Annotated in this window: 17 protein-coding genes; 11 read left to right on the top strand and 6 right to left on the bottom strand. The window is 63.6% G+C overall.

Going from position 1 to position 26094, the window contains the following annotated elements; translation table 11 throughout:
- Positions 1 to 189 precede the first annotated feature (189 nt).
- The 6 genes from CVS28_RS02615 to CVS28_RS02590 all read left to right on the top strand — a co-directional run bounded on the left by CVS28_RS02615 (position 190) and on the right by CVS28_RS02590 (position 9640).
- Entirely contained in the window at positions 190 to 3267 is a 3078-nt protein-coding gene (locus CVS28_RS02615; protein WP_103480529.1) for a glycoside hydrolase domain-containing protein, read from the top strand.
- Positions 3268 to 3708: 441 nt separating this feature from the next.
- Positions 3709 to 4587 (top strand): ABC transporter permease, encoded by an 879-nt coding sequence (locus CVS28_RS02610; protein ID WP_243400048.1) that lies wholly within the window; start codon positions 3709 to 3711, stop codon positions 4585 to 4587.
- A 38-nt stretch (positions 4588 to 4625) separates the two neighbouring features.
- Complete coding sequence (locus tag CVS28_RS02605) at positions 4626 to 5564, top strand: carbohydrate ABC transporter permease (protein WP_103480527.1); 939 nt, start codon at positions 4626 to 4628, stop codon at positions 5562 to 5564.
- A 36-nt stretch (positions 5565 to 5600) separates the two neighbouring features.
- Positions 5601 to 7286: a twin-arginine translocation signal domain-containing protein gene (locus CVS28_RS02600; RefSeq protein WP_103480526.1), complete on the top strand. Its 1686-nt coding sequence runs from the start codon at positions 5601 to 5603 to the stop codon at positions 7284 to 7286.
- 100 nt (positions 7287 to 7386) lie between these two features.
- A complete protein-coding gene (locus CVS28_RS02595; RefSeq protein WP_103464400.1) occupies positions 7387 to 8385 on the top strand; it encodes a LacI family DNA-binding transcriptional regulator in 999 nt (332 codons plus the stop codon).
- 88 nt (positions 8386 to 8473) lie between these two features.
- Positions 8474 to 9640 carry a Gfo/Idh/MocA family protein gene (locus tag CVS28_RS02590; RefSeq protein WP_103480674.1) on the top strand — a complete coding sequence of 389 codons (1167 nt, stop codon included), beginning with the start codon at positions 8474 to 8476 and terminating at the stop codon, positions 9638 to 9640.
- Between the two features lie 141 nt (positions 9641 to 9781).
- Here CVS28_RS02590 and CVS28_RS02585 read toward each other — a convergent pair whose 3' ends face one another.
- Entirely contained in the window at positions 9782 to 10789 is a 1008-nt protein-coding gene (locus tag CVS28_RS02585; RefSeq protein WP_103464401.1) for a LysR family transcriptional regulator, read from the bottom strand.
- A gap of 115 nt (positions 10790 to 10904) precedes the next feature.
- On the opposite strand from CVS28_RS02585, the gene tdh reads away from it, so the two are divergent.
- From tdh to CVS28_RS02570, 3 genes are all read left to right on the top strand, one after another.
- On the top strand, positions 10905 to 11954 hold the full coding sequence (tdh, locus tag CVS28_RS02580) for an L-threonine 3-dehydrogenase (RefSeq protein WP_103464402.1): 1050 nt from the start codon (positions 10905 to 10907) through the stop codon (positions 11952 to 11954).
- Positions 11955 to 12036: 82 nt separating this feature from the next.
- The gene (locus CVS28_RS02575) at positions 12037 to 13245 is read left to right on the top strand and encodes a glycine C-acetyltransferase (RefSeq protein WP_103464403.1); all 1209 of its coding nucleotides are present in this window, start codon (positions 12037 to 12039) and stop codon (positions 13243 to 13245) included.
- A gap of 164 nt (positions 13246 to 13409) precedes the next feature.
- Positions 13410 to 14192, top strand: a complete 783-nt coding sequence (locus tag CVS28_RS02570) for a hypothetical protein (RefSeq protein ID WP_103480525.1) — start codon at positions 13410 to 13412, stop codon at positions 14190 to 14192.
- 84 nt (positions 14193 to 14276) lie between these two features.
- Here the strand turns inward: CVS28_RS02570 and CVS28_RS02565 are convergent, their stop codons facing one another.
- Positions 14277 to 15257: a formylglycine-generating enzyme family protein gene (locus CVS28_RS02565; RefSeq protein ID WP_103480524.1), complete on the bottom strand. Its 981-nt coding sequence runs from the start codon at positions 15255 to 15257 to the stop codon at positions 14277 to 14279.
- Between the two features lie 118 nt (positions 15258 to 15375).
- On the opposite strand from CVS28_RS02565, the gene CVS28_RS02560 reads away from it, so the two are divergent.
- On the top strand, positions 15376 to 16464 hold the full coding sequence (locus tag CVS28_RS02560; RefSeq protein ID WP_103464406.1) for an NAD(P)/FAD-dependent oxidoreductase: 1089 nt from the start codon (positions 15376 to 15378) through the stop codon (positions 16462 to 16464).
- Between the two features lie 3 nt (positions 16465 to 16467).
- On the opposite strand, the gene CVS28_RS02555 is transcribed toward CVS28_RS02560, so the two are convergent.
- Positions 16468 to 17112 carry a LysE family translocator gene (locus CVS28_RS02555; RefSeq protein ID WP_103464440.1) on the bottom strand — a complete coding sequence of 215 codons (645 nt, stop codon included), beginning with the start codon at positions 17110 to 17112 and terminating at the stop codon, positions 16468 to 16470.
- Positions 17113 to 17223: 111 nt separating this feature from the next.
- On the bottom strand, positions 17224 to 17778 hold the full coding sequence (locus tag CVS28_RS02550; protein WP_243399652.1) for an isochorismatase family protein: 555 nt from the start codon (positions 17776 to 17778) through the stop codon (positions 17224 to 17226).
- A 112-nt stretch (positions 17779 to 17890) separates the two neighbouring features.
- Here CVS28_RS02550 and CVS28_RS02545 point away from each other — a divergent pair, with 112 nt between their 5' ends.
- The gene (locus CVS28_RS02545) at positions 17891 to 19111 is read left to right on the top strand and encodes an amidohydrolase family protein (protein ID WP_103480673.1); all 1221 of its coding nucleotides are present in this window, start codon (positions 17891 to 17893) and stop codon (positions 19109 to 19111) included.
- Between the two features lie 148 nt (positions 19112 to 19259).
- Here CVS28_RS02545 and CVS28_RS02540 read toward each other — a convergent pair whose 3' ends face one another.
- Both CVS28_RS02540 and CVS28_RS02535 read right to left on the bottom strand, forming a co-directional pair.
- Complete coding sequence (locus CVS28_RS02540) at positions 19260 to 20267, bottom strand: type IV toxin-antitoxin system AbiEi family antitoxin domain-containing protein (protein WP_103480523.1); 1008 nt, start codon at positions 20265 to 20267, stop codon at positions 19260 to 19262.
- A 371-nt stretch (positions 20268 to 20638) separates the two neighbouring features.
- Positions 20639 to 26023 (bottom strand): endo-alpha-N-acetylgalactosaminidase family protein, encoded by a 5385-nt coding sequence (locus CVS28_RS02535; RefSeq protein WP_103480522.1) that lies wholly within the window; start codon positions 26021 to 26023, stop codon positions 20639 to 20641.
- Positions 26024 to 26094: the final 71 nt, after the last annotated feature.

The raw sequence follows: 26094 nt of genomic DNA, 5'->3' as shown, positions 1-26094 counted from the left end.
CGTCCCCGCTTTCGCGCCCCTTCCAACAGGCGCGAAAAGCGGGGACGGGCGCATTTTTCATTGGGCCCGGCGGTTGGGCTCTGCCCCAAGTGTCAATGTGAGTAATTATGAACTGTAATAACGCTTTGCAGTCATGAAAATTCAGACAAGGATTGGGGGACACCCCTCAATCAGCTTGGAGCTACTCCCATGCCCACTCCGGCGCTTGCCACGTCCGCCCCGTCCAACCTCGCCACCCCGCCGCGTCTGCATCCCGAACTGGAATGCGGCGTGGGGGAGTGGGACAAACTCCTCTACGGGAACCATCGGATTGTGGTGTCCGTGGCGGATCTGCTCCAGGGTGGCCGCGCCGCCACCGTCACCCTGCCGTGGCGCCGCCACGATGCCACTCCGGCCGACGTTGACGTCATTGTGGTCTCCGCGGCCACGGGCTTACGGGTGCGCAATGTGGTGGCCGGGGAACGGAACCGGGCCCATGGCACGTTCACCTTTGAGCCAGTCGACGGTGCCGGCAGCTACTACTTTTACTATCTGCCGTATGCCATGGCCGGCCACGCCCACTACCCGCAGGCCCAGTACCTTCCCGCCCGTCCGACGGCGGACCCGGCCTGGGTGGCAGCTGTTTCCCCGAGCGTGTTCTCGGCTGAGCAGGGTTTGAGCGGCAGTCACGCCCCGGCCGCCGTGGCGCTCCGCTACGAGGCAGCGAGCGAGTGGGACACCTTTGCCCCCATGAACTTTACGGCCACGGATGCCGAATTGGCGGCCCTGCACGCCAGTCACGACGGCGCGGCTTTCATGCTCTTTGCCCAGGACCGCCGCCACCCCATCTCCATGAAGGGCGCCATCGCGGCACACTGGGCCATCACGGGCCCGGCAGCCGTGGCCGGAGCAGCAGCCAAGGAGCTCGCGCTCCAGGCCCAGCCAGGGGAGGATTTCATCATCGCGTTGGGGCTCCATGCCTGCGCCGAACTGGCAGGGGTCACGGTGACCATTGCCGCCCAGACCGGCGGCACCCCCATTCCTGCACGCTGCATCAACACCGCCGGGATTGACCGCCTGGGCCGGCCCTTCAGCAAGACGTTGGCTGTGGCCGACGGTTCCGTCCAGGCGCTGTTTGTGGTGGTCCCCGTTCCTGCAAATGCCGCCGGATCCAGCGTGGAGGCCGTCATCACGGTGACGAGTTCCGCAGGCACCGCGGAACTGCCCGTGTGCCTTGAGGTGGCAGAGGTAGCCGAACCGGACATTGCCGCCGGCGGCTTTGGCGACCCCCGCGAACTACGGCGCCTTGCCTGGTTGGACTCCACCCTGGCCCAGAACGACGAACTCGTGGCGCCGTTCACCGCCGTCAGCCTCGATGAATCCAGCCGCACGCTGAGCATCCTGGGCCGCGCAGTTGAGCTCGCCCCCAACGGGCTTCCGGCGCAGCTGCACTCCACCTTCACCTCTGCCGTGACGGCCATTGACGGACCTGCCCGTTCGCTCCTGCTCGAACCACTGGCCTTGCTGCCGGAGTTGGTCCAAGGCCCAGTGGTTTGGGATTTCTCGCCGCTCGCGTTCACCACCCACGGCCCGGCCAGGGTGGGATGGGAGTGCTCCTGGACCAGTCGCGACACGCCCCTGTGCGTCACGGTGGAAGGCCAATTGGAGGCCGACGGCGCCGCCGAGTTTGCCGTCCGCCTCACCGTCCCGCACGGGGCTGAGACCGTTGGGCTGGGAAACGTTGCACTCACGATGACCCTTGACCCGGCGGCCGTGCCCTACGCCATGGGGCTCGGTGTACCCGGCGGCACCCGCCCGGAAAGCATCGACTGGAGCTGGGAGGTGGCCACCAGGAACCAGGACTCCCTGTGGCTCGGGGACACCAACATCGGCGTGCAGCTGGCCCTGCGGGACGACAACTACGAGCGCCCGCTCAACACCAACTTTTACCGCGAGAAGCCACTACGCGCCCCGGACTCGTGGGCCAATCCAGGGGTGGATCCCACGGTTGCGGGCGTCACGCTCAGGGAGGCCGGCAGCGCGAACGGAAGCGCCGCCGTCGTGCTGCAAGCATTTAGTGGCGGACGGACCTTGGAAGCGGGGGAGAGTCTGAACTATGGCTACCGTCTGCTCCTGACCCCGTTCAAGCCGATCGATCCGGCCCGCCAGCTGCGCAACCGGTACTTCCATGGCCAGGGCAGTGTGGCGGACATTGCGGCGACCGGTGCCAGCGTCATCAACATTCACCACGCCACGGCCCTGGCGCCCTTCATCAACGACCCGCTGCTGCACGCCGCCGCGCTGGCTGCGTACACGGCGCAGGCGCATGCGGCCGGGCTCAAGGTCAAGGTCTACGACACGGTACGCGAGCTGACGGGGCACAGCCCGGACTTGCTGCCCATGCTGTCGCTGGGGCAGGAAATCTTCAGCGACGGGCCCGGCAAGGGGCACATCTGGCCGCAGGAGCACGCCGGCGCCAACTACGTCTCGGCCTGGTACGCGCCCACCGTGGATGACATTGCCGTGGTGACGGCGGGGGAGTCGCGCCTGCAAAACTGGTACATCCGAGGGCTCGACGAGCTGGCGCGCAGGACCGGCCTGGACGGCATCTACCTGGACGACATCGCCTACGACCGCCAGGCCATGAAACGGGTGCGCAAGGTGCTGGCCGCCCGCTGCGCAGACCCGGAAATCGACATCCATTCGGCCAACCAATTCAACGACAAGGACGGCTTCGCCTCCTCCGCCAACATGTACATGGAACAGCTGCCGTACACGGACCGCCTGTGGCTGGGCGAGTACTTTGACTACGACAACACCGACCCCGCGTACTGGCTGGTGGAGGTCTCCGGCATCCCGTTTGGCCTCATGGGCGAGATGCTGGAGGGTGGCGGAAACCCGTGGCGCGGGTTGGTGTTTGGCATGACAGGCCGGGCCCCGCGCGTGGACAACCGGGCACTGTGGCAACTGTGGGCTGAGCATGGCCTGGCGGAGGCGCCCATGGTGGGGCACTGGGCTGTTGATGTGCCCGTGCGCACCAGTCACCCCGAGGTGCTGGCCACGTCCTGGATCACGCCGTCCGGATTGGTGACAGCCCTGGCCAGCTGGGCGCCGGAAACGGTTTCGGTGACGCTGGAATTTGGTCCCGGGTTTGCGCACCTGGCTTCTGCATCTGTGGTTGCGCCGGCGGTTGCAGGCTTCCAGGAGGCCGCGGTGTTTGCGCCCGGGGCTGCCATCACGGTGGAACCGCGTCGGGGAGTTGTGCTGGTGATCGGCGGGGCAGCTTGACGTCACGGAACCCGAGGCCGCCCGCCACTCCCGGGTAGTGCTGGCACGCCTGACGCACGGCCGAAGCGCGGAGCGGGGCACATGGAAAATGACGATTGGTGATCTTTTCTAGGAATTTCCAGCAAAATCTTGCAACTTTGCCAAAGACAGTTTATCTTTGTTAAACGGTTAACAAACTGTGGTGCGCATCACAACTTGGGGATGTGGTGGTGTTCCTGACTGTGCGCAGACCGAAAACACCGACTTACTGAACGAGGAGATTCCATGAGCCAGACCACACGTCAGGCGCTGTCGGGGCGGGAGACCGGCGGCGACGCCGCCCCCACCCCCGCCGCCGCCGCGAGAGGCGGCAGGGGAAACAAGCGCAGTAAGAATGCCGCGCAAAAGTCCGGTGTGGTGGCCAAGGTGCCGTTCAGGATCCGCTGGGCCCGGGACAAGCAGATGATCCTGATGATGATTCCCGGGGTGTTGTTTCTGGCCCTGTTCTTTTACATCCCCATCCTTGGCAACGTCATCGCGTTCCAGGACTACCAGCCGTTCTTGGGCATCACCGGCAGCGACTGGGTTGGTTGGCAGAATTTCGTGGACCTGTACTTCAACCCGGACTTCTGGGTGGCGCTGCGAAACACCGTTGTCCTGGCCGTCTGGCAGCTGGTGCTCTTCTTCCCGGTGCCCCTGGGCCTGGCCCTGATTGTGGACTCCTTGATCAGCACCAAGCTCCGCCGCTGGTTCCAGTCGCTGGTTTACCTGCCGCACTTCCTGTCCTGGGTGCTGGTGATCGCGTTGTTCCAGCAAGTCCTTGGCGGCGCCGGGCTGGTCAACAACACCCTGCGTGACCTTGGTCTGGACACCATCCCGTTCATGACCAACCCGGACACGTTCCCGCTACTGGCCACCATCCAGCTTGTCTGGAAGGACGCCGGCTGGGCCATGATCATCTTCCTGGCATCGCTGGCAGCCATCGACGGTTCACTGTACGAGGCCGCCGCGGCAGACGGTGCCGGACGCTGGCGCCGCATGTGGCACATCACCTTGCCCGGCCTGCGTTCCATCATCGTGTTGCTGCTGATCTTGCGCATTGGTGACATTCTCAGCGTTGGATTTGAACAATTCCTGCTGCAGCACGACGCCGTTGGTGCTGGTGCGGCAGAGGTGCTGGACACCTTCACCTACTTTGCTGGCGTGGTTGGCGGTGGCTGGAGCATTGGTGCCGCGGCCGGCCTGGCCAAGGGCGTGGTGGGTGCCCTGCTGATTTACGCGGCCAACAAGGTGGCCCACAAGCTGGGCGAACCCGGAATCTTTCAGAAGAAGGTCGGCTAGTTGGGGCCCGCCCCGACTAGCCGAAAAAGGAGACAACCATGGCTTTAACAACTCACGAACGGCGTGCAGCCAAGCGGCGCAGCAGAGGGTTGACGTACAACCCGGGCCGGCCCATATGGAAAGAGCCGGCATCCCCGCTCTACAACTCCATCAAGGCCATCATTATCGGCGGCATCTCGCTCTCCATTGTCATCCCCATCCTGCTGGTGGTCTCCACCTCGCTGGCCGATGACAAGCAACTGATCGCAGCAGGCGGCTACGTACTATGGCCCAGCAATCCCAGCTTTGCCGCCTACCAGGCAATCTTTAGCGGCGAATTCATGCTCCGGGCCCTGGGGGTCAGCGCTTTCATCACAGCCGTTGGAACCTTCCTGGCCCTGTTCATCACCATCACCATGGCCTATGCCACCAGCCGCCCTGTCCTCTTTGGCCGCCCAGTGCTGATGCTGGTCTTGTTCACGCTCCTGTTCGCACCAGGGCTGATCCCCATGTTCTTGATGGTCAAGCAGCTGGGGCTGCTGAACACGATCTGGTCCCTGATCCTGCCCGGCACCTTCGCAGCATTCAACTTCGTGGTCATGAGGTCCTTCTTCATGAACATCCCCGTGGAGTTGCTGGAGGCTGCCCGGATCGATGGAGCCAGCGACTTCATGATCCTGCGCAAAGTTGTGCTGCCCCTGTCCAAGGCCGTCATCGCCGTCGTTGGCCTGTTCTACGCCGTTGGTTTTTGGAACGCCTTCTTCAACGCGTTGCTGTACATCAACGACCAGACGTTGTACCCGGTCCAATTGGTGCTGCGCAACTTTGTTGTCCAGGGCGGCTCCATGGCCGACGCTATCGGTGTGACGTCCTCACCACCCCCGCAGTCCATGCAGATGGCAGTTGTGGTTGTTGCGCTGCTGCCGATCCTGCTGGTTTACCCGTTCCTCCAAAAGCACTTCAACAAGGGCGTCATCACCGGTGCCATCAAAGGTTAGCTAGTTAGTTTTTACACATAATGAAAGAGGTTTAGCATGAAACGGTCTAACAGCATTGTGGGTGGCGGTGTCTCACGACGCAACTTCCTGGGACTCGCCGGCATATCAGTGGCCGCGGTGGCCCTGACGGGCACATTGTCATCATGTAGCAGCAGCAACAAGAGCGGCGGCGGGGCGGAAGCCTCCAAATCGGTCACACTGCCCACCTACAAGGAATTTACCGGTGTTACCGCGGATCTTCCGGGCAATGCCAAGGGACTCGAAGCGGGCTTCATCAACATGCCAAAACCGGTGGCCTCCACCACCGCCAAGCCGCTGACCGGCCCGGTCAGTGTCCTCTCTGAAACCTTCGAAGTGATGGCCCCGGCCATGGGAGACAACCCCTTCTGGCAGCGCCTGAACGAGGCGCTGGGCGGGGAATTCAACATGCAGATCGTCGAAGATGTGGGAGACGGTTACCCGGCCAAGTTCGCCACCATCCTGGCCAGCGACACCCTGCCCGACCTCATGTGGATCCCGCCGAACCAGGGCATCCCCAATGTGGGCCCCATGCTCGAGGCCAAATTCCAGGACCTGACCCCCTACCTCTCCGGCGACGCCGTGCTTGAGTACCCCAACCTGGCCGCACTCAAGCCGGAATCCTGGCGGACCGCCGTCGTCAATGGCAAGATCTGGGGTGCCCCCATCCCCAGCACACCCTTTGGCCAGGTCATGGTGGGCAGCCACGCCACCTGGGAAAAGGTGGGCGGCCTGAACGCCACGGACGCCGAGGAATTCTTTGACAAGCTCAAACAACTCAGCGACCCGGGCAAGAAGCAGTACGCCCTGGAGCCGGCCTATGTGAACGTTCTGCACATGATCACCGAATGGTTGGGTGCCCCGAACAGCTGGGCCGTCAACGAGGACCGAACACTGACCCACCTCTACGAGACGGATCAGTACACGGCCGGTCTGGAATACGCCGCCAAATTGTTCGCAGCGGGTGTTTTCTACCCGGATGTGAACGTCACCAACATCAAGGCCAAGATCGCCAACGGTTCCATCGGAGCAATGGTCACTTCCGGCCCGCGTGACGTTGGAACCTTCCGTGCCCTTGACCCGAACCTTGAGATCGACATCCTGGTTCCCTTCAGCTTTGATGGCACCATCACGCCTACCTACGACATGGGTTATGGCACGGTGGGGTTCACCGCGTTCAAGAAGACTGATGAGAAGCGCATCAAGGAACAGCTGGCGCTGGTCAACTGGCTCTCGGCGCCGTTTGGCACCACGGAGTACCTGCAAAAGAACTTTGGTACAGAAGGCAAGGACTTCACCTTCGACGCCGACGGGAACCCGATCCTGACCGAAGAAGGCCTCAAGAACGTCCCCGGTGTGCAGAGCGCCCTGAACATCATGTCCGCCCCGGAGCGGGTGAACTTCAACCCCGGCTTCCCGCGGGACACGAAGTACACCCATGAGACGGAGATCAAGCTGCTCGAATTTGCTTGGCGAAACCCCACTAACGGTACGTTCTCTGATACAAATGCAAAGGTGGGGCCAAAAATCACCAAGATCGTGCGCGACAAGACCATCGACATCATCACCGGCCGCGCCAAGGTTTCCGAGCATGCTGACGTGTTGAAGCGTTGGAAGGCAGAGGGCGGCGACAAGATGCGAGAAGAGTACCAAGCCCAGCTGGACCCGCAGGCCCCGGTCTTCAAGCTGCAGCCCATCAAGTAACCAGCACGCCAGATAACCCGTGGGTTGCCGGTACGCCGCCGCGGCGTGCCGGCAACCCACACCATCCCCAGTTCCAACCGGCAGCAAGGAGGCAGATGAGATGATGCGGCCCACCATTAAGACAGTGGCTGCGGAGGCAGGTGTCTCCACAGCGACGGTTTCCTACGTCCTGGCCGGACGCACCAAGGGAAACGGTTCCGGGATTTCACCGGCAACCGCCCAGCGCGTCCACGCTGCGGCAAGCAGGCTGGGCTACCGGCCCAACCAGGCGGCCCGGACCATCCGGACTGGCAAGTCCAACCTGATGATGCTCTCTTTGACCATGCTTTCGGACCCTTGGTCTTTGTCGGTCAGCAAAGCTGTTGGTGCAGCGGTTGCCCCCGCCGGCATCACCCCCATGATTCTCGCCGACACGGATTGGCGCACGGCCATCAAACGCCAAGGCGCCGACGTCATCTTCATCGATGCTGCGGAACGCCCGGGCGACGCCGAGCTCCTCGCCGAATTGGCGCTGAGCAACAACTTGGTGGTCTTCAGCGAAACCTTGGAACCGCAGGGCTTCGATGTGATCCGGTCCTTGGCCGGAGACTCCATGGACCATGCCATGGACCACCTGACAGCCAGTCACACCAAGGTGGCGGCACTGACCACCTCCGGCAGCCTGACCGCTTCCGGCCCCACGAGGTACCGGGCCTACGTGGCCGGACTTGAGCGGGCAGGCATTGAATTCCGGCAGGACTATGTGGCCACCTTCGAGAAGGACGAGGTGAGTGCCTACCAGGCGGCCGTCGCCCTGCTGCAGGTGCCCGACCCGCCCACTGCCATCTTCGCCACCTCCGACTTCGCGGCGATCGCAGCCGTTCATGCCGCCGAGCGGCTCAGGTTGGCGGTGCCCGATGATGTGGTGGTGATGGGTATTGGCAACACCATGGCCGGCGAGGTCATGACGCCTTCGCTGACCACCATTGGCCCCACCGATTTTTACGCCGGCCTGGCAGATTTCCTGGTGGAACGGGCTCAGGACCCCACCAAACCGCATCAGGTCCTGGAATTTCCTTGGCGACTTTTTGTGCGCGATTCCGCCCCGGGCGCCCCCTAATTTTCGATTTTTTGATGAACAAGAGAGAAGTTGTGTTGTGACAGATTTGGTTCAGGCCGTGCCAGACAATGAGCAGGCCGTGCGGGATATGCGTATTGGGATTGTTGGTTTTGGGTTGCGGGCGTCGCTGTGGAAGCAGGTGCACAAGCCGGGTCAGGGTTCTGCTGTGGTGATGGTGTGTGATGTTTCCGAACGGGGGCGTGCCGATGCTGCGGCGAAGATTCCCGGCGCAGTCATCACCTCCGATTTGAACGAGTTGTTGGCGGCCGGGCTGGACGCCGTGTTGGTGCTGACGCCCGACAACCGTCACGCCGAGGTGGCCGTGCAGACGCTCAAGGCTGGCATCCCCACCTTCTGTGAGAAGCCTCTGGATGTGACATTGGAGGCAGCCGACGCGATTTTGAGTACAGCGTTTGAGACCGGCACCCGGCTCTATGTGGGCCACAATATGCGCCACATGCCGGTGGTGGTTCAGATGCGTGAGTTGATCCAGTCGGGCACCATTGGTGAGGTGAAGGCTGTGTGGTGCCGCCATTTTGTGGGTAACGGTGGCGACTACTACTTCAAGGATTGGCATGCCGAGCGTGCCAACACCACGTCCCTTTTGCTGCAAAAGGGTGCCCATGACATTGATGTGATCCACTGGTTGGCCGGTGGTTACACCAAGCGGGTCTCCGCCATTGGGGACTTGGCGGTGTATGGCGATGTCACCTCGCGCAGGGACAACACGGATCGGCGCATGGGGGACTGGTTCTCACTGGAGAATTGGCCGCCCGCCGAGCAGACGGACCTGAACCCAATCATCGACGTCGAGGACATCTCCATGATGCAGATGGAGCTGGACAACGGCGCCCTGGCCTCCTACCAGCAGTGCCATTTCACCCCGGATTACTGGCGCAACTACACGGTCATTGGCACCAAGGGCAGGATTGAGAACTTTGGCGACGGCCCCGGGGACGTTATTAAGGTTTGGAACACGCGCAGCCAGAACGGCTATGTGGCCCCGGACATGGAGGTTGAGATCCGTGACGGCGACGGCGGACATGGCGGCGCTGATCCCTTGCTGATTGCGGAGTTCCTGCGCTTTGCCCGCGACGGCGGCGCCACCGAGACCTCTCCGATCGCGGCCCGCGCCTCGGTTGCTGCCGGTGTTCTGGCCACCCAGTCGTTGCGGTCCGACGGAGGCGCCCTGACAGTGCCCGAACTCCCGGCCGAGCTCGTGGCGTACTTCAACGCCGGCCAGCCGGCCCGCTAACTCAACGCCCGCTCACATCCGGGCTACTTGCGCCGAGGGCGTGCCAAGCTGGCCACGGCGTATGAAATTTCATGCGCCGCGGCCAGTTTGGCACGCCCTCACTGCGTTGGAGTGTGGTACCGGCGATTGAGCCTGTCGAAATTAGTCGCCGGTCAGCTCCGCCATGACTTCCGCCAACGCCTTGGCCACCATCATGACGGATTCGCGTTTCAGGTTTTCCGGGCGCACCAGCAAATCGATGCGCCGCTTGGTGTTGATCCCGGCCAGTGGGCGCAGGGCGACGCCGGAATTCAGGGCCGGGCTTGAGGTGTACCGGGGGAGCAGGCCAATCACATCGCCCGTGGACACGAGTGCCGCAACCGTCGAGTAGTCGTTGATCCTGTGCACCACATTCACGGGCATGCTCGCCATGGCACCCACCGCCACCAGCACATCCGCGGGGGAGTACCCGCTGCGGCTGGTGACCCAGGGATAGTTGACCACATCCGCCGGGGTCAGGGTTTCCTTCCCCGCCAAGGGGTGGTCAATCGCCAGGGCCACGTCCAGGGGTTCATGGGCCAGCGGGATGACCTTGATCTGCTGCTCGGGCCAGGGCGGGCTGTGGTCCATCCGGTGTGCAAGAACTAGGTCATACTTCGCGCACAGCGCCGGGAAGTCGTGCTGGGCCACGTCTTCATCGCTCAACCTGACCCGCGGCGCACCGCACCCCGGCAGTCCCGCCGGGGTGCCGCCGTCGTCCGCGGCATCGGTACTGCCATCCGTACGGCCGCCATCCGTCCCCGCGCCGGAAGAGGGTGCCCGCATCTGGGCCAGCCGGCTGACCAGCGGTGCGAACAACGCCTGCCCGGCGGAGTGGAAGCCGGAGATGGACACCGAACCGTGGCGGTCGCTCTGGTACGCCCCGATCGCCGCGTGCGCCTTGGCCATCGCGTTGATGACATCGGCGCCGGCATCCGCCAGTACCTGGCCGGCCTCGGTGAGGACCAGGTTGCGCCCGTCCTTGCGCGTGAGCGGGGTGTCCACCTGGCGTTGCAGCAGGGAAATTTGTTGGGATACGGCCGAGGAGGTGACGGACAAGGTCTCGGCCACGGCCTTGACGCTGCCCAGTTCGCCCAGTTCACGCAGCATTTGAAGTTGATGAAGTTCCACGCCACCACACTACCATTTAGCAAATACTTAATCGTCAGTGGAGAAATTATCGATTGTGCTAAACGGTTTTGGCGGCTGTAATGGAAAGCACACCACCACCAAAGGATTGCCCGCCATGAAAGCACTGTACAAGTCCGGAGCACACGCCGGGTTCGAACTCGTTGAACGCCCCGAACCCGAAACCGGTCTGCGGGACGTCAAAATCAAGGTTGCCACCACTGGCCTGTGCGGCACCGACCTGCACATCCTGGCCTGGGACGCCTGGGCTGCGGCCACCATCAACGCCCCCCTCATTGCGGGCCACGAGTTCTACGGTGAAGTGGTGGAAGTGGGTGCCGAGGTCAATGACGTCAAGGTGGGGGACAAGGTCTCCGGCGAAGGCCACGTGGTGTGCGGCATGTGCCGAAACTGCCGCGCGGGACGGCGCCACATGTGCATCAACACCATCTCCGTGGGCGTGCAGCGCGACGGCGCGTTTGCCGAGTACGTGGTCATCCCCGAATCCAACGTCTGGGTCCACCACGACCCCTCCATCACCCCCGAACTGGGCGCCATCTTTGACCCGCTGGGCAACGCCGTCCACACGGCGCTGAGCTTCGGCCTGGTCGGCGAGGACGTGCTCATCACGGGTGCCGGACCCATCGGCCTGATGGCCATCGCCGTCGCCCGCCACGCCGGTGCCCGCAAAATCGCCATCACAGACGTCTCCGAACCGCGCCTGGCCATGGCCGCCGCCATGGGTGCCGACCTGGCCGTCAACGTCGCCACCACCCGACTGAAGGAAGCGCAGCTGCAATTGGGCATGCGTGAAGGCTTCGACATCGGCCTGGAAATGTCCGGCCACCCCACGGCCCTGCCGGAGATGATCGACAACATGAACCACGGCGGCCGCATCGCCATGCTGGGCCTGCCGAGCTCAGCCATCGACATCAACTGGGGCAAGGTTGTCACCCACATGCTCACCCTCAAGGGCATCTACGGGCGCGAAATGTTTGAGACCTGGTACGCCATGAGCGCCATGCTCTCCTCCAACCCCGTGCTGCGCAAAGCCGTCGCCGGTGTTGTCACAGACGTCCTGCCCGCCACAGAATGGGAGCAGGCCTTCGAAATAGCCAAGTCCGGCCGCGGCGGCAAAGTTGTCCTTGACTGGTCAGTCTTCTCCTAGCACCTCCATCTTTCCCAGCACGACGCCGGGAGCCAACCTTCCGCCGTCGTCCGCACCTTCCCCCACGTACCCAAGGAGTCCCATGTACACCGCCATGAAAGATGCGCTCACCGCCGAGCTGGCAGAGATCCGCACCGCCGGCCTGTTCAAGACCGAACGCCAAATCACCTCCGCCCAGTCCAGCCACGTGCAGGCCGGCCCGCTCGACGGCGCCACAGCCCCCGTGCTGAACTTCTGCGCCAACAACTACCTTGGCCTGGCCGACCACCCCGCCATTATCGACGCCGCCAAGACAGCCATGGACGAGCGCGGCTTCGGCATGGCCAGCGTCCGCTTCATCTGCGGCACCCAGGACCTGCACCTGCAGCTGGAATCGGCAGTCTCCGCATTCCTGGGCACCGAGGACACCATCCTCTTCTCGTCCTGCTTTGACGCCAACGGTGGCGTGTTCGAGTCCCTGTTCGGGGCCCAGGATGCCATCATCTCCGACTCCCTGAACCATGCCTCCATCATTGACGGCATCCGCCTGTCCAAGGCCGCCCGCTTCCGCTACGCCAACCAGGACATGGCGGACTTGGAAACCCAGCTGCAGGCAGCGGCTGCCATGAATGATGGCGCAGGTGCCCGCCGCACCATCATCGTCACCGACGGCGTCTTCTCCATGGACGGTTTCCTGGCCCCGCTGGAAGCCATCTGCGATCTGGCCGACAAGTACGACGCCCTGGTCATGGTCGATGACTCCCACGCCGTGGGCTTCATGGGCGCCACCGGAGCAGGCACCCCCGAGCACGCAGGAGTTTCGGACCGTGTGGACATTTACACCGGCACCTTCGGCAAGGCACTGGGCGGGGCATCCGGCGGCTACGTTGCCGGCCGCGGCGAGATCGTCGCCATGCTGCGCCAAAAGGCCCGCCCGTACCTCTTCTCCAACTCGCTGGCACCGGCCATCGTGGCGGCAACCCTGAAGGCACTGGAACTGGTGGCGGGCTCCGGCGAGCTGCGCACGCGCCTGTTCGAGAATGCCAACTTGTTCCGCAGCCGCATGACCGAGGAAGGCTTCGAACTGCTGCCCGGCGAGCACGCCATTGTCCCGGTCATGTTTGGTGACGCTGTGGAAGCTGCCCGCGTGGCTGATTCCATGCTGGATCACGGCGTGTTCGTCACGGCGTTCAGCTTCCCGGTTGTTCCGCGCGGTGCAGCCCGCATCCGCGTGCAGCTCTCGGCAGCCCATAGCGCCGACGACGTCGAAGCCTGCGTCCGCGCGTTCGTCGCCGCCCGCGGGACCAAATAGGCGGCAGCTGCTTTAGACGGCGTCATGGCCGGAACTTATGCGCAGAACCCACGGTGGGTTCTGCGCATAGGTGTTTATGCGCAGAACTCGACCTGGGTTCCACGCATAGGTTCAGGACTCAGTGTCCGCAGCGGCAAAGTGCGTCCCCATGGCAAGATGAAACCATGACTTTTGCCTGGGACATCCGTGCGCGCGTGCAGTTTGAGGGCGACGCCCACGTCATTGAGGACAGCTGTGGATTCAATGGCCCCAATGCCTGGATTATTGACGGGGCCACCACCTTGCTGGAACCCCTGGGGCTGCCGGCGGCCTCGAATCCGCAGTGGCTGGCGCATGAGCTGACCGCCGTGTTGGCCAAGGCGCCCCATGACCGGCACGGGGCGCGGGCACTCATCACGGGGGCGCTGGCCGCTATTGACGCCACGGCCGCAGCCCTGGTGGGGGACGAGCATGTCAGGTTCCCCAGCGCGGCCCTGTCCGTGGCCCAGCTCAATGACTACGGCGTGGAAATCGCGAGCCTGGCTGATTGCACAGTTGTGGTGCGCACGTCCGACGGCGCCACCCACCTGGTGCGGGCCGAGCTCGCCGACGCGGGGATCAGCGCCGTCGAACCGGCCGAACGGCTGGCACAACTCAAGCTTGATAGGGAGTTGCGCAACACCCCCGGCCGGCTCTGGGTGGCACGGCGCGAGGCCGAAGCGGCGGACCACGCCCATGTGGTGCAGCTGGGTGCGCCCGAGCTCATGGTGATGGCCACCGACGGAGCCTGGCGCGCCGTCGACCTTGGCCTGGTGGCGGGACCTGCGGAATTCCTGGCCCGCACCAGCAACACCGCCGATGCGCTGGGGCTGCTGCATGAGCTGCGCGTTCACCAGGGCCGCATTGGCGAGGTGGCCGACGACGCCACCATTCTCACCCTCGTGCCAAACTCCGCCCCCCGTCTGTGACGCAGTCGTTGCTGTAAATCGAGGAAAGTAAGCGCTTTCCATAGCAACAAGTGCGTCACAGTTCGGGGACGGACGGGGCAGAAGCTAGGCCGCGACTGTCCTGAACCCCAGGTTGCCGCTGGCAGAGTCGGGGGTGTTCGAACTCCTAGCGGCCAGCCGGTAGCGGTTGCAATAGGAGTCGTGGCACAGGTAGGAACCGCCGCGCATGACGCGGCCACGTCCCACGGTGGGTCCTTCGGGATCCATCATGGTGCCCTTGGCGAGGCAGCCCTTGTAGTACTTGGGCAGGAACCAGTCGGCACACCATTCCCACACATTCCCGCTGGTTTGGTACAGCCCGTACCCGTTGGGCTCAAAGCTGTCGACGGGTGCCGTGGTGAGGAAACCGTCGTCGAGCGTGTTCTCGGTGGGGAAGGTGCCCTGCCAAATATTGCAGTTATGCACAAGTCCGCCGGCCGGATCGGTGCCGTGCAGTTCATTGCCCCACGGGTAGCGGGCTTGCTCCAGTCCGCCCCGGGCCGCGTACTCCCACTGGGCCTCGGTGGGCAGGGCCCGCCCCGCCCAGGCACAGTAAGCCAGGGCGTCCGTGTGGGAGACCTGCGTGACGGGATGGTTGGGGATGTCCTGCCACGATGACAGCGGCCCGGCCGGGTGTGCCCAGTCTGCGCCGCGCACATTCAGCCACCAGGGTGTACCAGCAGCGGGCCCTAAAATATCGGTCTTCCGAGCCTGCACGGCCAGGTGGAATACGGCCGAGGTGCCGTAAAGCTCCGATTCGCTCCGGTAGCCGGTGGCGTCAATGAACGCTGCGAAGGAGGCGTTGCTGACGGCCGTGGTGTCGATGCTGAAGGCGGACACATCAACCTGGTGGACGGGGGTTTCGCCGTCGGCCGGGTACCCCTCATCAAATGGATCACCCATGGCAAAAGTGCCCGCCGGAATGGAGACCTCTGCAAGAGCGGCGCCGGCCGTGCGCGGTGGAACACTGAGCAAAAACGTCTGCGGGGCCGCTGGGGTGTGAGCGTGAAGTTCGGGTCGGCCGGCAGGACTGCAACAACTGTTCATGGGCTCTCTTTGTGCGTGGGAATTGCAGGGGAAGTAGTGGGCAAGCTTGGAATTCCTTATAGTCTATGTGCCCGTCGCGAGTTGGCGGTGGCGGCGCACAGTGTGCCAAGATGGCGCCATGGATGCGCAGGTATTGATCATTGGTGGCGGGATTGCCGGACTGTCCCTGGCCTGGCGGTTGGCCCCGTCGGTGTCGGTGGTTGTGGTGGAGGCCGAGGCGTCCCTGGCGTTTCACAGCTCCTCGCGGTCGGCCCGACAGATGCAGCCAAGCTACGGCCCGGCACCCATCCAGGAACTGACCCGGCGCAGCATTGCCATGGTGCGTGAGATTTCCGCCAGCCTGGCTGCGCCCATTCTCAAGCCCCGGCCGCTGATCACTGTGGGCTCCGAGGCAGAGGTTCACGCCTTGGCTGCCGGGAATGCGAATTTGGTGCCGCTGGGCCACGGTGAAACCATGAAGCTCAGCCCCGACCTGCGCCCGGAGACGTTTGCGGCTGCCGTTCTGGATGACACGGCCATGGAGGTGGATGTGCCGGCGCTCGTGGAGTTCTACCGCAGCCAGGCCGAGGCCGCCGGTGCCGTGCTGCTGACGGAGGCGCCCGTCACCGCAGCAAGTGGGCTGGTCCACGGTTTTGCGGTGGTGGCGGGGGAGCACACCATCACTGCGGGCATTGTGGTGAACGCTGCCGGGGCCTGGGCTGACCGGGTTGCCGCCGTGTTTGGGGTGCGCCCCCGCGGTTTGGTCCCGCACCGGCGCAGCGTGGCCATAGTTTCCACCACGACGCCGGCCAACCCTGCCGGTCCCATGGTGGAGCCCGCCGACGAGTCCTTCTACTACCGGCCCGACGGCGGGCACCTGCTGATCTCCCCGTGCGAGTCCGTGCCCACCGAGCCCGGGGACGCTCACGTGGCGGCGGCGGACATCGCCGAACTCATCCATCGCATCAACGCCGTGACCAGCTTGGGGATTACCGGCGTCGAACGTTCATGGACGGGGCTGCGCACCCATCCGGCGGACGGCCTGCCGGTGGTGGGCTTCGACGGCTCCGTGCCTGACTTCTTTTGGCTGGCCGGACAGGGCGGTTACGGCATTCAAACCTCGGCCGCCCTGGCCACCGTGGCCGCCGGGCTTCTCACGGGGGAGCCAGCAGCAGGTGATGCCGCCCTCGCGGCGGCGCTGAGCCCGCAACGAGCCAGCCTAGACTAGGTCCTAGCTCGTGGCGCCGGAGGCCATGACACCCACACCGAGCACGGCAAGGATGCCGCTGCTGATGCGTTCAATGAGCGTGTTGACCTTGGGTTTGCGCAGCCATTTCATGGCCTTGTACGCCACAAACGCGATGATTGTCAGGTACAGGGTGCCGATCACGGCCAGGGTCAGGCCCAGGACCATGGCCATGGCCAGGGTGTTGCCGCCGTGCGGAATGAACTGTGGCACCACGGCCAAGTAGAAGAGGCCAACCTTGGGATTGAGCAGCGTGGAGACCAAACCCGAGCCAAAGGCCGCCTTGGTGCTGTAGCGCAGCGGTTGCTGGCCGTCATGTCCGGCGGCCATGCCTTCCTTGGCTGCCTTCCGGGCTTTCAAAAAGGACGATACGCCCAGGTAGAGCAGGTACAGCCCACCGGCAATCTTCAGCCACCGGAACACTTCGGCCGACTGTTCCAGGATGGCCGCCAGGCCAACGCCCACCAAGGCGGCCCACACCAGGGCACCCACGCCTGATCCGGTGGCGGCGGCAATGCCGGCGCCGGCACGGTTCAGGGAAATGCGCAGCACCAGAAAGGTGTCGGGGCCGGGAATCAGGGCGAGCATGAGGCACAGGCCGGCAAAGGCCAACAGGGAAACGGCAGTCATGAAATCCATTGTCCGCTCTGGGCGCCCCCAGCCGCAAGACGACCCCTGCCGCCGGTGTCTGCCATGCCGGACACCGGCGGTTATGCTGTTGGCTGGCAGTTTTGCTGCCGGCTAGGCCAGCGCCACCGCAAGGTGCGTGGCGATGCCGTAGCTGCCTCCCGGGTAGTCAAGTCCGCTGAAGTACTGGTTGGTGTGCGCCACTATCTGTTCACCCGTCACCGGAACCCCGCCAAATTCGGTGTCCTCGGTGGTGTGGCAGTCGCTGACCAGGACAAGGTCGTAGCCCTCGATGGCCGCGCGGTGGGCCGTGGTGCGCACACAGTAGTCGGACTGCGCGCCGGCCACGATGAGCCTGCCCACGTCCAGGCGCGCCAGCTCCGCAGCGAGTGTGGTGTCCTCGAAGGAATCCCGGTAGCTCTTGAACACCAGCGCGTCGCCCGGCTGCACGGGCAGGGAGGGGTCCAGCTCCCAGCCGCTGCTGTGCCGGGGCATGTCCGGCTCCTCGTGCTGGACGAAGATGACCGGAAGCTGCGACGCACGCGCCCGGCCAATGAGCACAGCGGTGCGGGCCAGCACCCCGGTCGTGTCAACACACTGTGCCAGCACGTCCTTTTGCAGGTCGATGATCAACAGGGCAGTTCCGGGACGCTCAAGGTGTTGGTTCACCCCAGCAGTATTGCATGGAGGAGCCCCACAGAACAGGGCCGGGTCTGCCATGCCAGACGCCCACCGCAGCGCAGGCACCCGGCCCGGCCCTCCGGCGTCGTACTCTAAGGGCATGAGTGAACTGATCACCAACATCGGTGAATTGATGACGCAGGACCACGAGCAGGGCACCCGGCGCAATGCGGCGGTGGTGCTGGAGGGGGAGCGGATTGCGTGGATTGGCGACGCCGTGCACGCGCCCGCCGCCGACACCGCCACCGACGCGCAAGGCAGGGCCGTCCTGCCGGGCTGGGTGGACTCGCACAGCCACCTGATCTTTGCCGGAGACCGGACGGCCGAATTTGAGGCGCGCATGGCGGGGGAGAGCTACAGTGCCGGTGGGATTGCCGTCTCGGTGAACGCCACCCGAGCGGCCAGCGACTACGACCTCACCCGCATGGCGATGGGTCGGGTGGCGGAGGCGGTGTCGCAGGGCACCACGTATTTGGAAACTAAAACCGGATACGGCCTGGATGTGGAGCATGAGCGGCGCAGCGCCCGGATCGCCTCCACCGTGGCCGATCAGGTCACTTTTCTGGGTGCCCATCTGGTCCCGGCGGGCATGGACGCCGACGCGTATACAGAGCTGGTGTGCACAGAGATGCTCGACGCCGTGCGGCCGTACGTGAGCTGGGCCGACGTGTTTTGTGAGCGCGGCGCCTTCAACCCGGAGCAGTCCGCAGCGGTGCTTGCTGCCTGCCGCGATGCCGGGCTGGGGCTGCGTGTTCACGGCAACCAGCTGGGCCACGGCGACGGCGTGAAGCTTGCCGTGAAGTTTGGCGCGGCCAGCGTGGACCACGTGAACTACCTCAGCGATGCCGATGTTGCCCTGCTGTCGGATTCGTGGTCCGGCTGGGATGCTGCTGCGCCTTCCGGCAGTCGTGGCGTGCGGGGGACAGTGGCCACAGTGCTGCCGGCCTGTGATTTATCAACCCGGGCGCCGCTGGCCCCCGCCAAGCAACTCGTGGATGCCGGGGTGCAGATTGCCATTGCCTCGAATTGCAATCCGGGCACCTCCTACACCTCTTCCATGGCGTTTTGTGTGACAACGGCTGTGCTGCAGATGGGTCTGAGCGTGCATCAGGCAGTTCGGGCTGCAACGTATGGGGGAGCGCTGGCCCTGGGCCGGGAATCGGGTGCCGATGAGGACGGGCAGCGGGCCGTTGGCTCACTCGCCGTGGGGCACCGGGCGGACCTGCACATGCTCAAGGCGCCCTCGGCCACCCATTTGGCGTACCGCCCCGGCATTCCCATGACGGCCGCCGTGTGGCGTGCAGGGCTCCGCGAGGTGTAGCGGCCCGTTTGCACGAACAACGCGCCCCGTTCCGCCTCTGGATGGCTGCACCATGTGAAGAACGCGCCCCGTTCCGCTTCTGGCGCCCCGTCAACCGGGTGCCAGAAGCGGAACGGGCGCCGTTGTTGCGTGCTCCGCCGCCGTTCATCTACTTCTGTGGGAGGCCCGCTTGCCGGAGCAGCAGCTGGAAGCAATCACGGTCCATCATTTCCGCCCAGGTCCACCGCACAAACCTGGCACCTTGGGCACGAATCTGGTCCTCCCGCCTCTTTTCGGCCATGATCCGTTGCTCAAGGGACAAACCGCCGCCCCAATCTTGACGAAGGTACTTTCCCAATCCGTCAAATTCTCCGGCCGTCTGTTGCTCCTTGAACCAAAAGTCCACGAATGCGTTGTTGCCCTCACGCAGCACAAACCTTTGCTGCAGAACAGGGGCAGGGAAGCCCAACTCATGCATCCGGACTCGGCTCAGTGATTCGCCGGCGGACCCGGAGAGCCCGGAGCTGAATTCGATGACTGCCGTGGCCCTTTGGCGGGCGGCCCGTGAGGGCAGGAGGCTGGCTGCAGCCAGCAGCTCGTTGACCACCAGGGGCTGGCCCTGGGGCACCTCGTTGGACCATGAACATTCCTGATTTACCCCGCCCAGGTCTCCGGGACGCGTGAAGAGGTTGGTGCCGTTGGGCTCCCGGGCCGTGTGCAGGCTGGAATCACAGACAGCGACAGCGTACGGGAACCGCAGGGAGGAGATCAGTTGCATGGTGGTGGTCAGTTTGTCCGTCAGCAGGACAGGCCCACATTGGACCACGCCGGTGCTCATCTGGCCGCGGTGACGCTCGATGGTGTTTCGGCTGCGCCCACCATCGGTCGAAGCCGTGAGGACATGCAACCTCCTGGGTGTTCCCAGTATCCACAGTCCCCACACAAGGGCTGCGCTCGCGTGGCAGAAGATCGGTGCGGCATCGGTGAGGCATTGGAATGCCAGAGCCCACAGCCCGTATCGCGAGGACGGATCCAAATCAGCCCAGTCTTTCGAGCGAACATAGATGCCACGGCGAAGGCGGACCAGTTCACCCTTGTTGGTGAGTTTGGCGAGTTCGCGCGGGTCCTGGCCGATGCGTTCAAAGTCGGCTGCCCGGATCAAGCGTGGTGTGCCCATGCCATTCAGCGTGCCATTGCGTGCGGTGGTGCAACAGGGGCAAAACCGGATCTGTGGACAACTTTTTAAGGTATCCACAGGCTGGCATCACGAGCACGGGGCGGGAACAAGTGACGATCCGCCGGGGCTCACGAAAAAGGCGCCCCGTTCCGCTTCTGGCGCCCCGTTAACGGGGTGCAGAAAGCGGAACGGGGCGCCGCAGCAGAAACGGTCGCGATGCCATGCGATGCCATGCGGTGCCATGTGCTGCGCGGGGGTCCGTGCGGGGGCGCGTCCCTGCAAAAACAAGTAACCCGCAGTAGTGGCTGAAAATAGCCCGTTTCGGGGAGATTTTCGACCACTACTGCGGGTCAGTTGCCAGGAGCTACCGCTTAGCCATGGCTGCGGCGGCGGCGAACCAAGATGGTTGCCGCTCCTGCAAACAAGGCCAGCAACGCAAAGGCCAGGATCGGGAGGACCCCGTTGGCGCCTGTGCTGGCCAGGTCATCTGCGGTTGCGGCTGTTGTGGCTGCCCCCGCGGTGGCGGGCTGGCTGGCACCGCTGCCGGTGACTGTCAGTGCAATGCTGACCTCCACTGATTTGCCCTCGGCGCTGGTGCCGGCAATGACTACCATGTGCTCGCCAGCAGGTACGTTGGCGGGCAGCTGGGTGGTCAAGGTGACTGTGCCATCTGCCGCAACCACCGAAGTGCCCAACAGGACCGGCTCCGAGTGCAGCGTGAACGTTGCCGTGGTGCCGGGCTTAAAGTTCTTCCCCGTGATGGTCAGGTTCCCGCCCGCTGCCACAGTTGCATCGCTAACGCTGCCACTGGCGGTGTTGGTGGGAACGGTCGACGGCGTGCCGCTGGCGCTCGGCGTTGCGCTCGGCGTTGCCGAAGGCGTTGCGCTCGGCGTTGCCGAAGGCGTTGCGCTCGGCGTGGCCGAAGGCGTTGCGCTCGGCGTGGCCGAAGGCGTCGCACTCGGTGTGGCCGACGGTGTTGCTGACGGCGTAGCGGTCGGAACCGTTGTGCTGCAGCTGAACTTGGCATCTGCCCAGTCAGCCCACTCGTCACCGTTCAAACCGGCAACCTTGATCTTGGCAGCGTTCAAATCGATGTAGCGGACACCCGTGACATCAACATTGAACTTGTAGCCTTCGCTGTCAACAGTCAGCTGCGGTGAGGTGGCAAGGGTCTTGCCGTCTCCCACCACTGTGAAGACCACGTTGCCGCGGTGGGCCTTGGTCAGCTTCGCATCATCAATGCCAACCACTGCACTGAAGGTGGTGCACTGGGCGCCAAGGTAGTAGCTGATGCTGGAATCGGCGTGAACGCCAAGTCCCTTCGCATAGACCTTGGTGTCAATGGTGATGGGAGTTCCGTCACCGGCGGCATCTTCACCGTTGTTCAGGTCGCGCTCAACAGGTCCCCATTCATTCACGGGCGTGCCCACGAACTGAAGGTCGGACGCGAAGCTGTCCTTGGTGGGCGCAGCAGGCGGAGCGCCCACAATGCTGACAGCCACAGAACCTGTGGCTGCTTTCCCGTTGCTGTCAGTGCCTGCAACGTTGATGGTGCCGGCACCCAAAGCTGCATCGGCGGCAACCTTGTAGGTGTAGGTGGCAACGCCAGCCGCAGTTGCTGTGGCCTTGCCCAGCACGGTGGTGCCTAGGGAGAACGTGGCCTCCGTGGCGGCCTTCAAATCACCAACGGTGACTGTGTAGGACTTGCCCTGCTCCAGAGGTCCGGCGGGGCTGACCACGGGGGCCAGAGCGATCGCGGGTGCATCATCGGAGCACGCAAACTTGGCATCTGCCCAGTCAGCCCAGTCATTTCCGTTGCTGCCGTTGGCGTCAACCACCAGGTCGATGTACTTGGCGCCCTTCAGGTCAACGTTGATCGGCAGCGCCGCCGAGGCGCCTGTCAAGATGCCGGAGTTGTAGAGTTCAGTGCCGTCGCCAAGAACCTTGAAGATCACAGATCCGCGGGTTGCCTGGAAATCATCAATGCCAATGACGGCAGTGAACCTTGAGCACTGTGCACCAACAAAGTACTTGATGGTTGACGCTGCGTGAACGCCCAGGCCCTTGGCATAGGGCTTGCCGTCAAGCATGAGGGCCGGGCCGTCCTTCTCGCCCTGCTCACCGTTGGTCAGATCCTTCTCGGCAGGTCCCCAACCGTTGGCGGGGGTGCCGATCCACTGCATGTCGGAGGCAAAGGTGTCAACGGTGGGCGGGTGCGGCATGGTGTAAACACCCAGGATGGATTCAGCCTTGCGCACACCGATCGGATCAACAGTGGTGGTGTACACGGAGTTGGCCGTGATGTTGTAGTTGCCGTCGGCGGAGGCCGGTGCCAAAACATTCCACTTGGTGATGAGCTTTGCTCCTGGTGCCAGTGTTGCGGCGGTTGCCGAGGTGGTGGGCGTTGCCGTCCAGCCCGCCGGCAGATTCAGGGAGACCGCAGCGTTGGAGACGGGTGCCGGCTCGTTGGACACCAGGGTAGTGGTGAACTCGTTGTCAGTGCCCTGTTCAATGATGGGTCCGGTTTGACCCAGCGACAGTTGGGCGCAGGCCGGGGTGGTTGTTGATACACCCAGGTCGCGGACCAGCAGATTGTCCAGAGACAGATCTGATGCTGTGGAACCTGTGCGCAGCAAACCAACGTAGCTGTCGCCACAAGCGCTGGCCGTGAATTTCTGCACCCAGCGGGTGGTTGTAAACTGTGCCGGGAACGGGGTGGACTGGGTCTGGACCGCTCCGGCTGCGCCGTCGTAGCCACCAACCCAGGAGTACTCATTGGCCTTGGTTGACTGGTAGTTGAAGGCGATTTCGTAATCGTGGCCGGGGGTGAACTTCACTGTTGCCGGAGTGGTCCGGTACACTAGGCCGCTGTTTTCCTCATGGGCGTGCAAGGAGAAGTTGCCGTTCAAAACGTCATCCATGACCTTGCCGTTCCAGCCCTTTTGAGTGAACGGTGCATGAATCGGGGCCAGGTGGGTGCGCGGGTCGGTGTTGCCGCCTGCATTGCCCTTGACGAACGGGCCCCAGCCCTGGTCAACGTTTTCAAAGTCTTCGGCAAGAACCACACCAGTGGCGCCACCCTGGCCCACGTTGGCTGCCGTGACCTTTGCGGTCTTGACCACACGAATATCATCAACCAGGACGGCAGTGGTGCCCGCACCGGTGGAGATCTTCAGAACGGGCTTGTCGCCGTCGTTCTTCACATCAACCAGAACGCTCACGCGTTGGCTGTAGGTGCGGTTCTTCTGGTCTGCGGCAACAGTGTTGAACAGGCTCGAAGAGGTGAGCGTGTTGGTGACTGCCGGAGAGCCGGAAACAGTGGCGCTGAGCGTGGTGTCACGTTTGCCGCGCGGGAACTTCTCCACGCTGGCCAGTGTTGGATCGATTTCAATCCATGCGCTGACGGAATAGGTGCCCTTGGTGAGCGCGCCCAGAGTCTGGGTGACGCTGGAAGCACCGTCCCCCAAGCGGGCGGACGTCAGGCCCTTGGCGGAACGCTCCAGGGTCACATTGCCCTGCGGGTTCCATGCGGCCAGGGTGCCGGAGTTGAAGCCGGGATCGTTGACTCCGATGCCGTAACCCCAGTTGGTGCTTGCGTTGGGGAGAACAGTTTCAGAGGCGGAAATGGCGGGCGTGGTGGCCAACGGTGTGGTGGGTACCAAAACGTAGGCCGTGTTGGCCTTCGGGTTCAAGTTGACCTTGCCCCCGGTGACGGCCACGTCGCCGACCAACTTGCGGCCCTGGTCCGTGAGCTCATAGAGCTTCAAAGTGGTCTGGTTCGCAAACTCCGGCAGCAGGGTCCATGTCTGGGCTCCACCGGCGAGGCTGTAGTTGTACAGCTTGGTCTGCTTGTTGGTGTCATTGGTGGCGGTTTCGCCGAACTCCACCATTTCGCTGGCCCACGGCAAGAGGTAGTTGTGTCCTTCAAGGACCTTCACACCCTTCTGGGTGATGATGCGGTTCTCCAGCGATGTTCCCGTCACGCTCAGGTTGTTCTCGAGCGTGATCGCCGCGGGCGTCCACGTCTTGATTTCCTGCTGCTGGAGGAACTTTACCGGGACGTTGTTGTCCCACACGTTTTTCAGGAACGCGTTGTAGTCGTTCTGGCCGGTCCAGCCCTGCCACTCAATGATGTGTTGGGTGCCCAGGCGGGGGTCCGGGTTCCAGATGTCTCGCTGGGTGTTCTGGGCGAAGCGGATGATTTCCGAGTTCCAGCCCTTGAGCGTGGATCCACCGTATTTTTCATCAACTGCCCAGTGGGACCAGGTGTTGTTGCGCACCATGGAGTTGGCGAACTCGGAGGAAACAGAGAAACCGTTGTCCATGATGTTGCGCTGGAGGCGCTCACCGATCCAGCCGGACTCGTAGTACACGTCAATGTAGTTCGCGGTCAGGTTGTCGTCGGCGGCTTCATCGAGACCGGCAATGCGCGCGTTCTGGTCACCGGAGAGGACATCGCGACGCTGGTCGATGTAGTAGGACTGTTCGAGCCAGTTCCAGCCTTTTCCGGGAGGCTGCTTGATGAAGGTGTCACTAAAGGCCTTGGATTCCGGGTACGCCTCGGTGTTGTTCATGTGCACCGTGAACGTTGCGCCGTATTCTTTGGCCTGCACCAGGAGCGAGTTCATGTCCTTGATGCCGCCGGCGCGTTCGTTCCAGTTGCCGCTGAAGTCGGTGTTGGCCGAGTCGTGGCCTTCCGAGGTGAAACCCTTCAACAGGGAGTACTGGCCCAGGCCGTCCGTGGCCAAAGCGGTGTGCTTGACGTCGTCAAGGGTGCGCAGGAACGGGTTGGTGGCCTGGCTGGCAAAGTTGAACGGGATGTTCTGAACCACGCGGTTCTTCACATCTTCCCAACCCTTGGGCTTGTATTGAACATCGCGGGAGGCGATGGCGCCGTCTTGCCAGTTGACAGTTCCATCAGCGTTGGCGTCAAGAGTGATGATGACCTTGGCCTCGGGCAGGGGCTCGGTTTCGGTGGAGTCCTTGGCTCGGTACAGCCAGGCACCGGAGGAGATACCCACCTTCTTGTTGACGCCGTCGGCCTTGACCTGGCGCCAAAAGCGGCCCTTCTCGGTGGCTGCCAGGGCGTTGTCCTCGGGGGACCAGGCGCCGTCGTACAGCGAGTTGCTCTCAAAGCCGGCGGCCAGATTGGCGTTGTTGGCAATGGCCATCATGGACGTCTTCGCGGCTGCGTCAATTGCTGTTGCGGCGTTCACGGCGGTGATGGTGTCACCGGAGATGGCGCGGTCGGTGGAGATCACTGCCGAGGCCACGGAGGCTCCGGCCTCGGTGGAGGAGAGGGTGACCAGGTCCTGATCCATGATCTGGATGCGGTTGACCCGCCCAGTGCCGGTTTCCTTGATTTCGGTGATGTTGAACGTCAGTACGTTCTTATCCACGGAGAGCCTGGCCAACATGGTCACGCCGTCCATGCCGGGCACCGTGATGTTGTAGTCGATCGACTTGCCGCTGACGTTGAGCGCGGATGTCACGGTGACGTTCTGGTCAGTGCCATTGATGCGCATTTTGGTGGCGACGGCGGTGGCGCCTGTCATGGTCTTTCCAGCGAGCGTGTATTTCAACGCCTGGGGGAACGCGGTGGAGACCTCAACGGAGAGTGTTGCCGAGGAGATCACCGCCGTTCCGTCTGCCGCGACGGCAGGAATGGCCGCAGCGAGGGGGACGATGGTGCCAGCCATGACGGCGCCGGCGATCCCTATCCCCAACCACTTGCGTTGGTGTCGAGCGAGTGACATCAAGAGCTCCTTGAATAACTTTTTGCGGTCCAAGTGGCGGTCTGCGCACTTGATTGGTGATGCGAATTTCA

The organism is Arthrobacter glacialis (genome assembly GCF_002909415.1).
Taxonomy (GTDB): domain Bacteria; phylum Actinomycetota; class Actinomycetes; order Actinomycetales; family Micrococcaceae; genus Specibacter; species Specibacter glacialis.
Note: the sequence above shows the minus strand (reverse complement) of the source record. Positions and strands in the feature narration are given on the sequence as shown.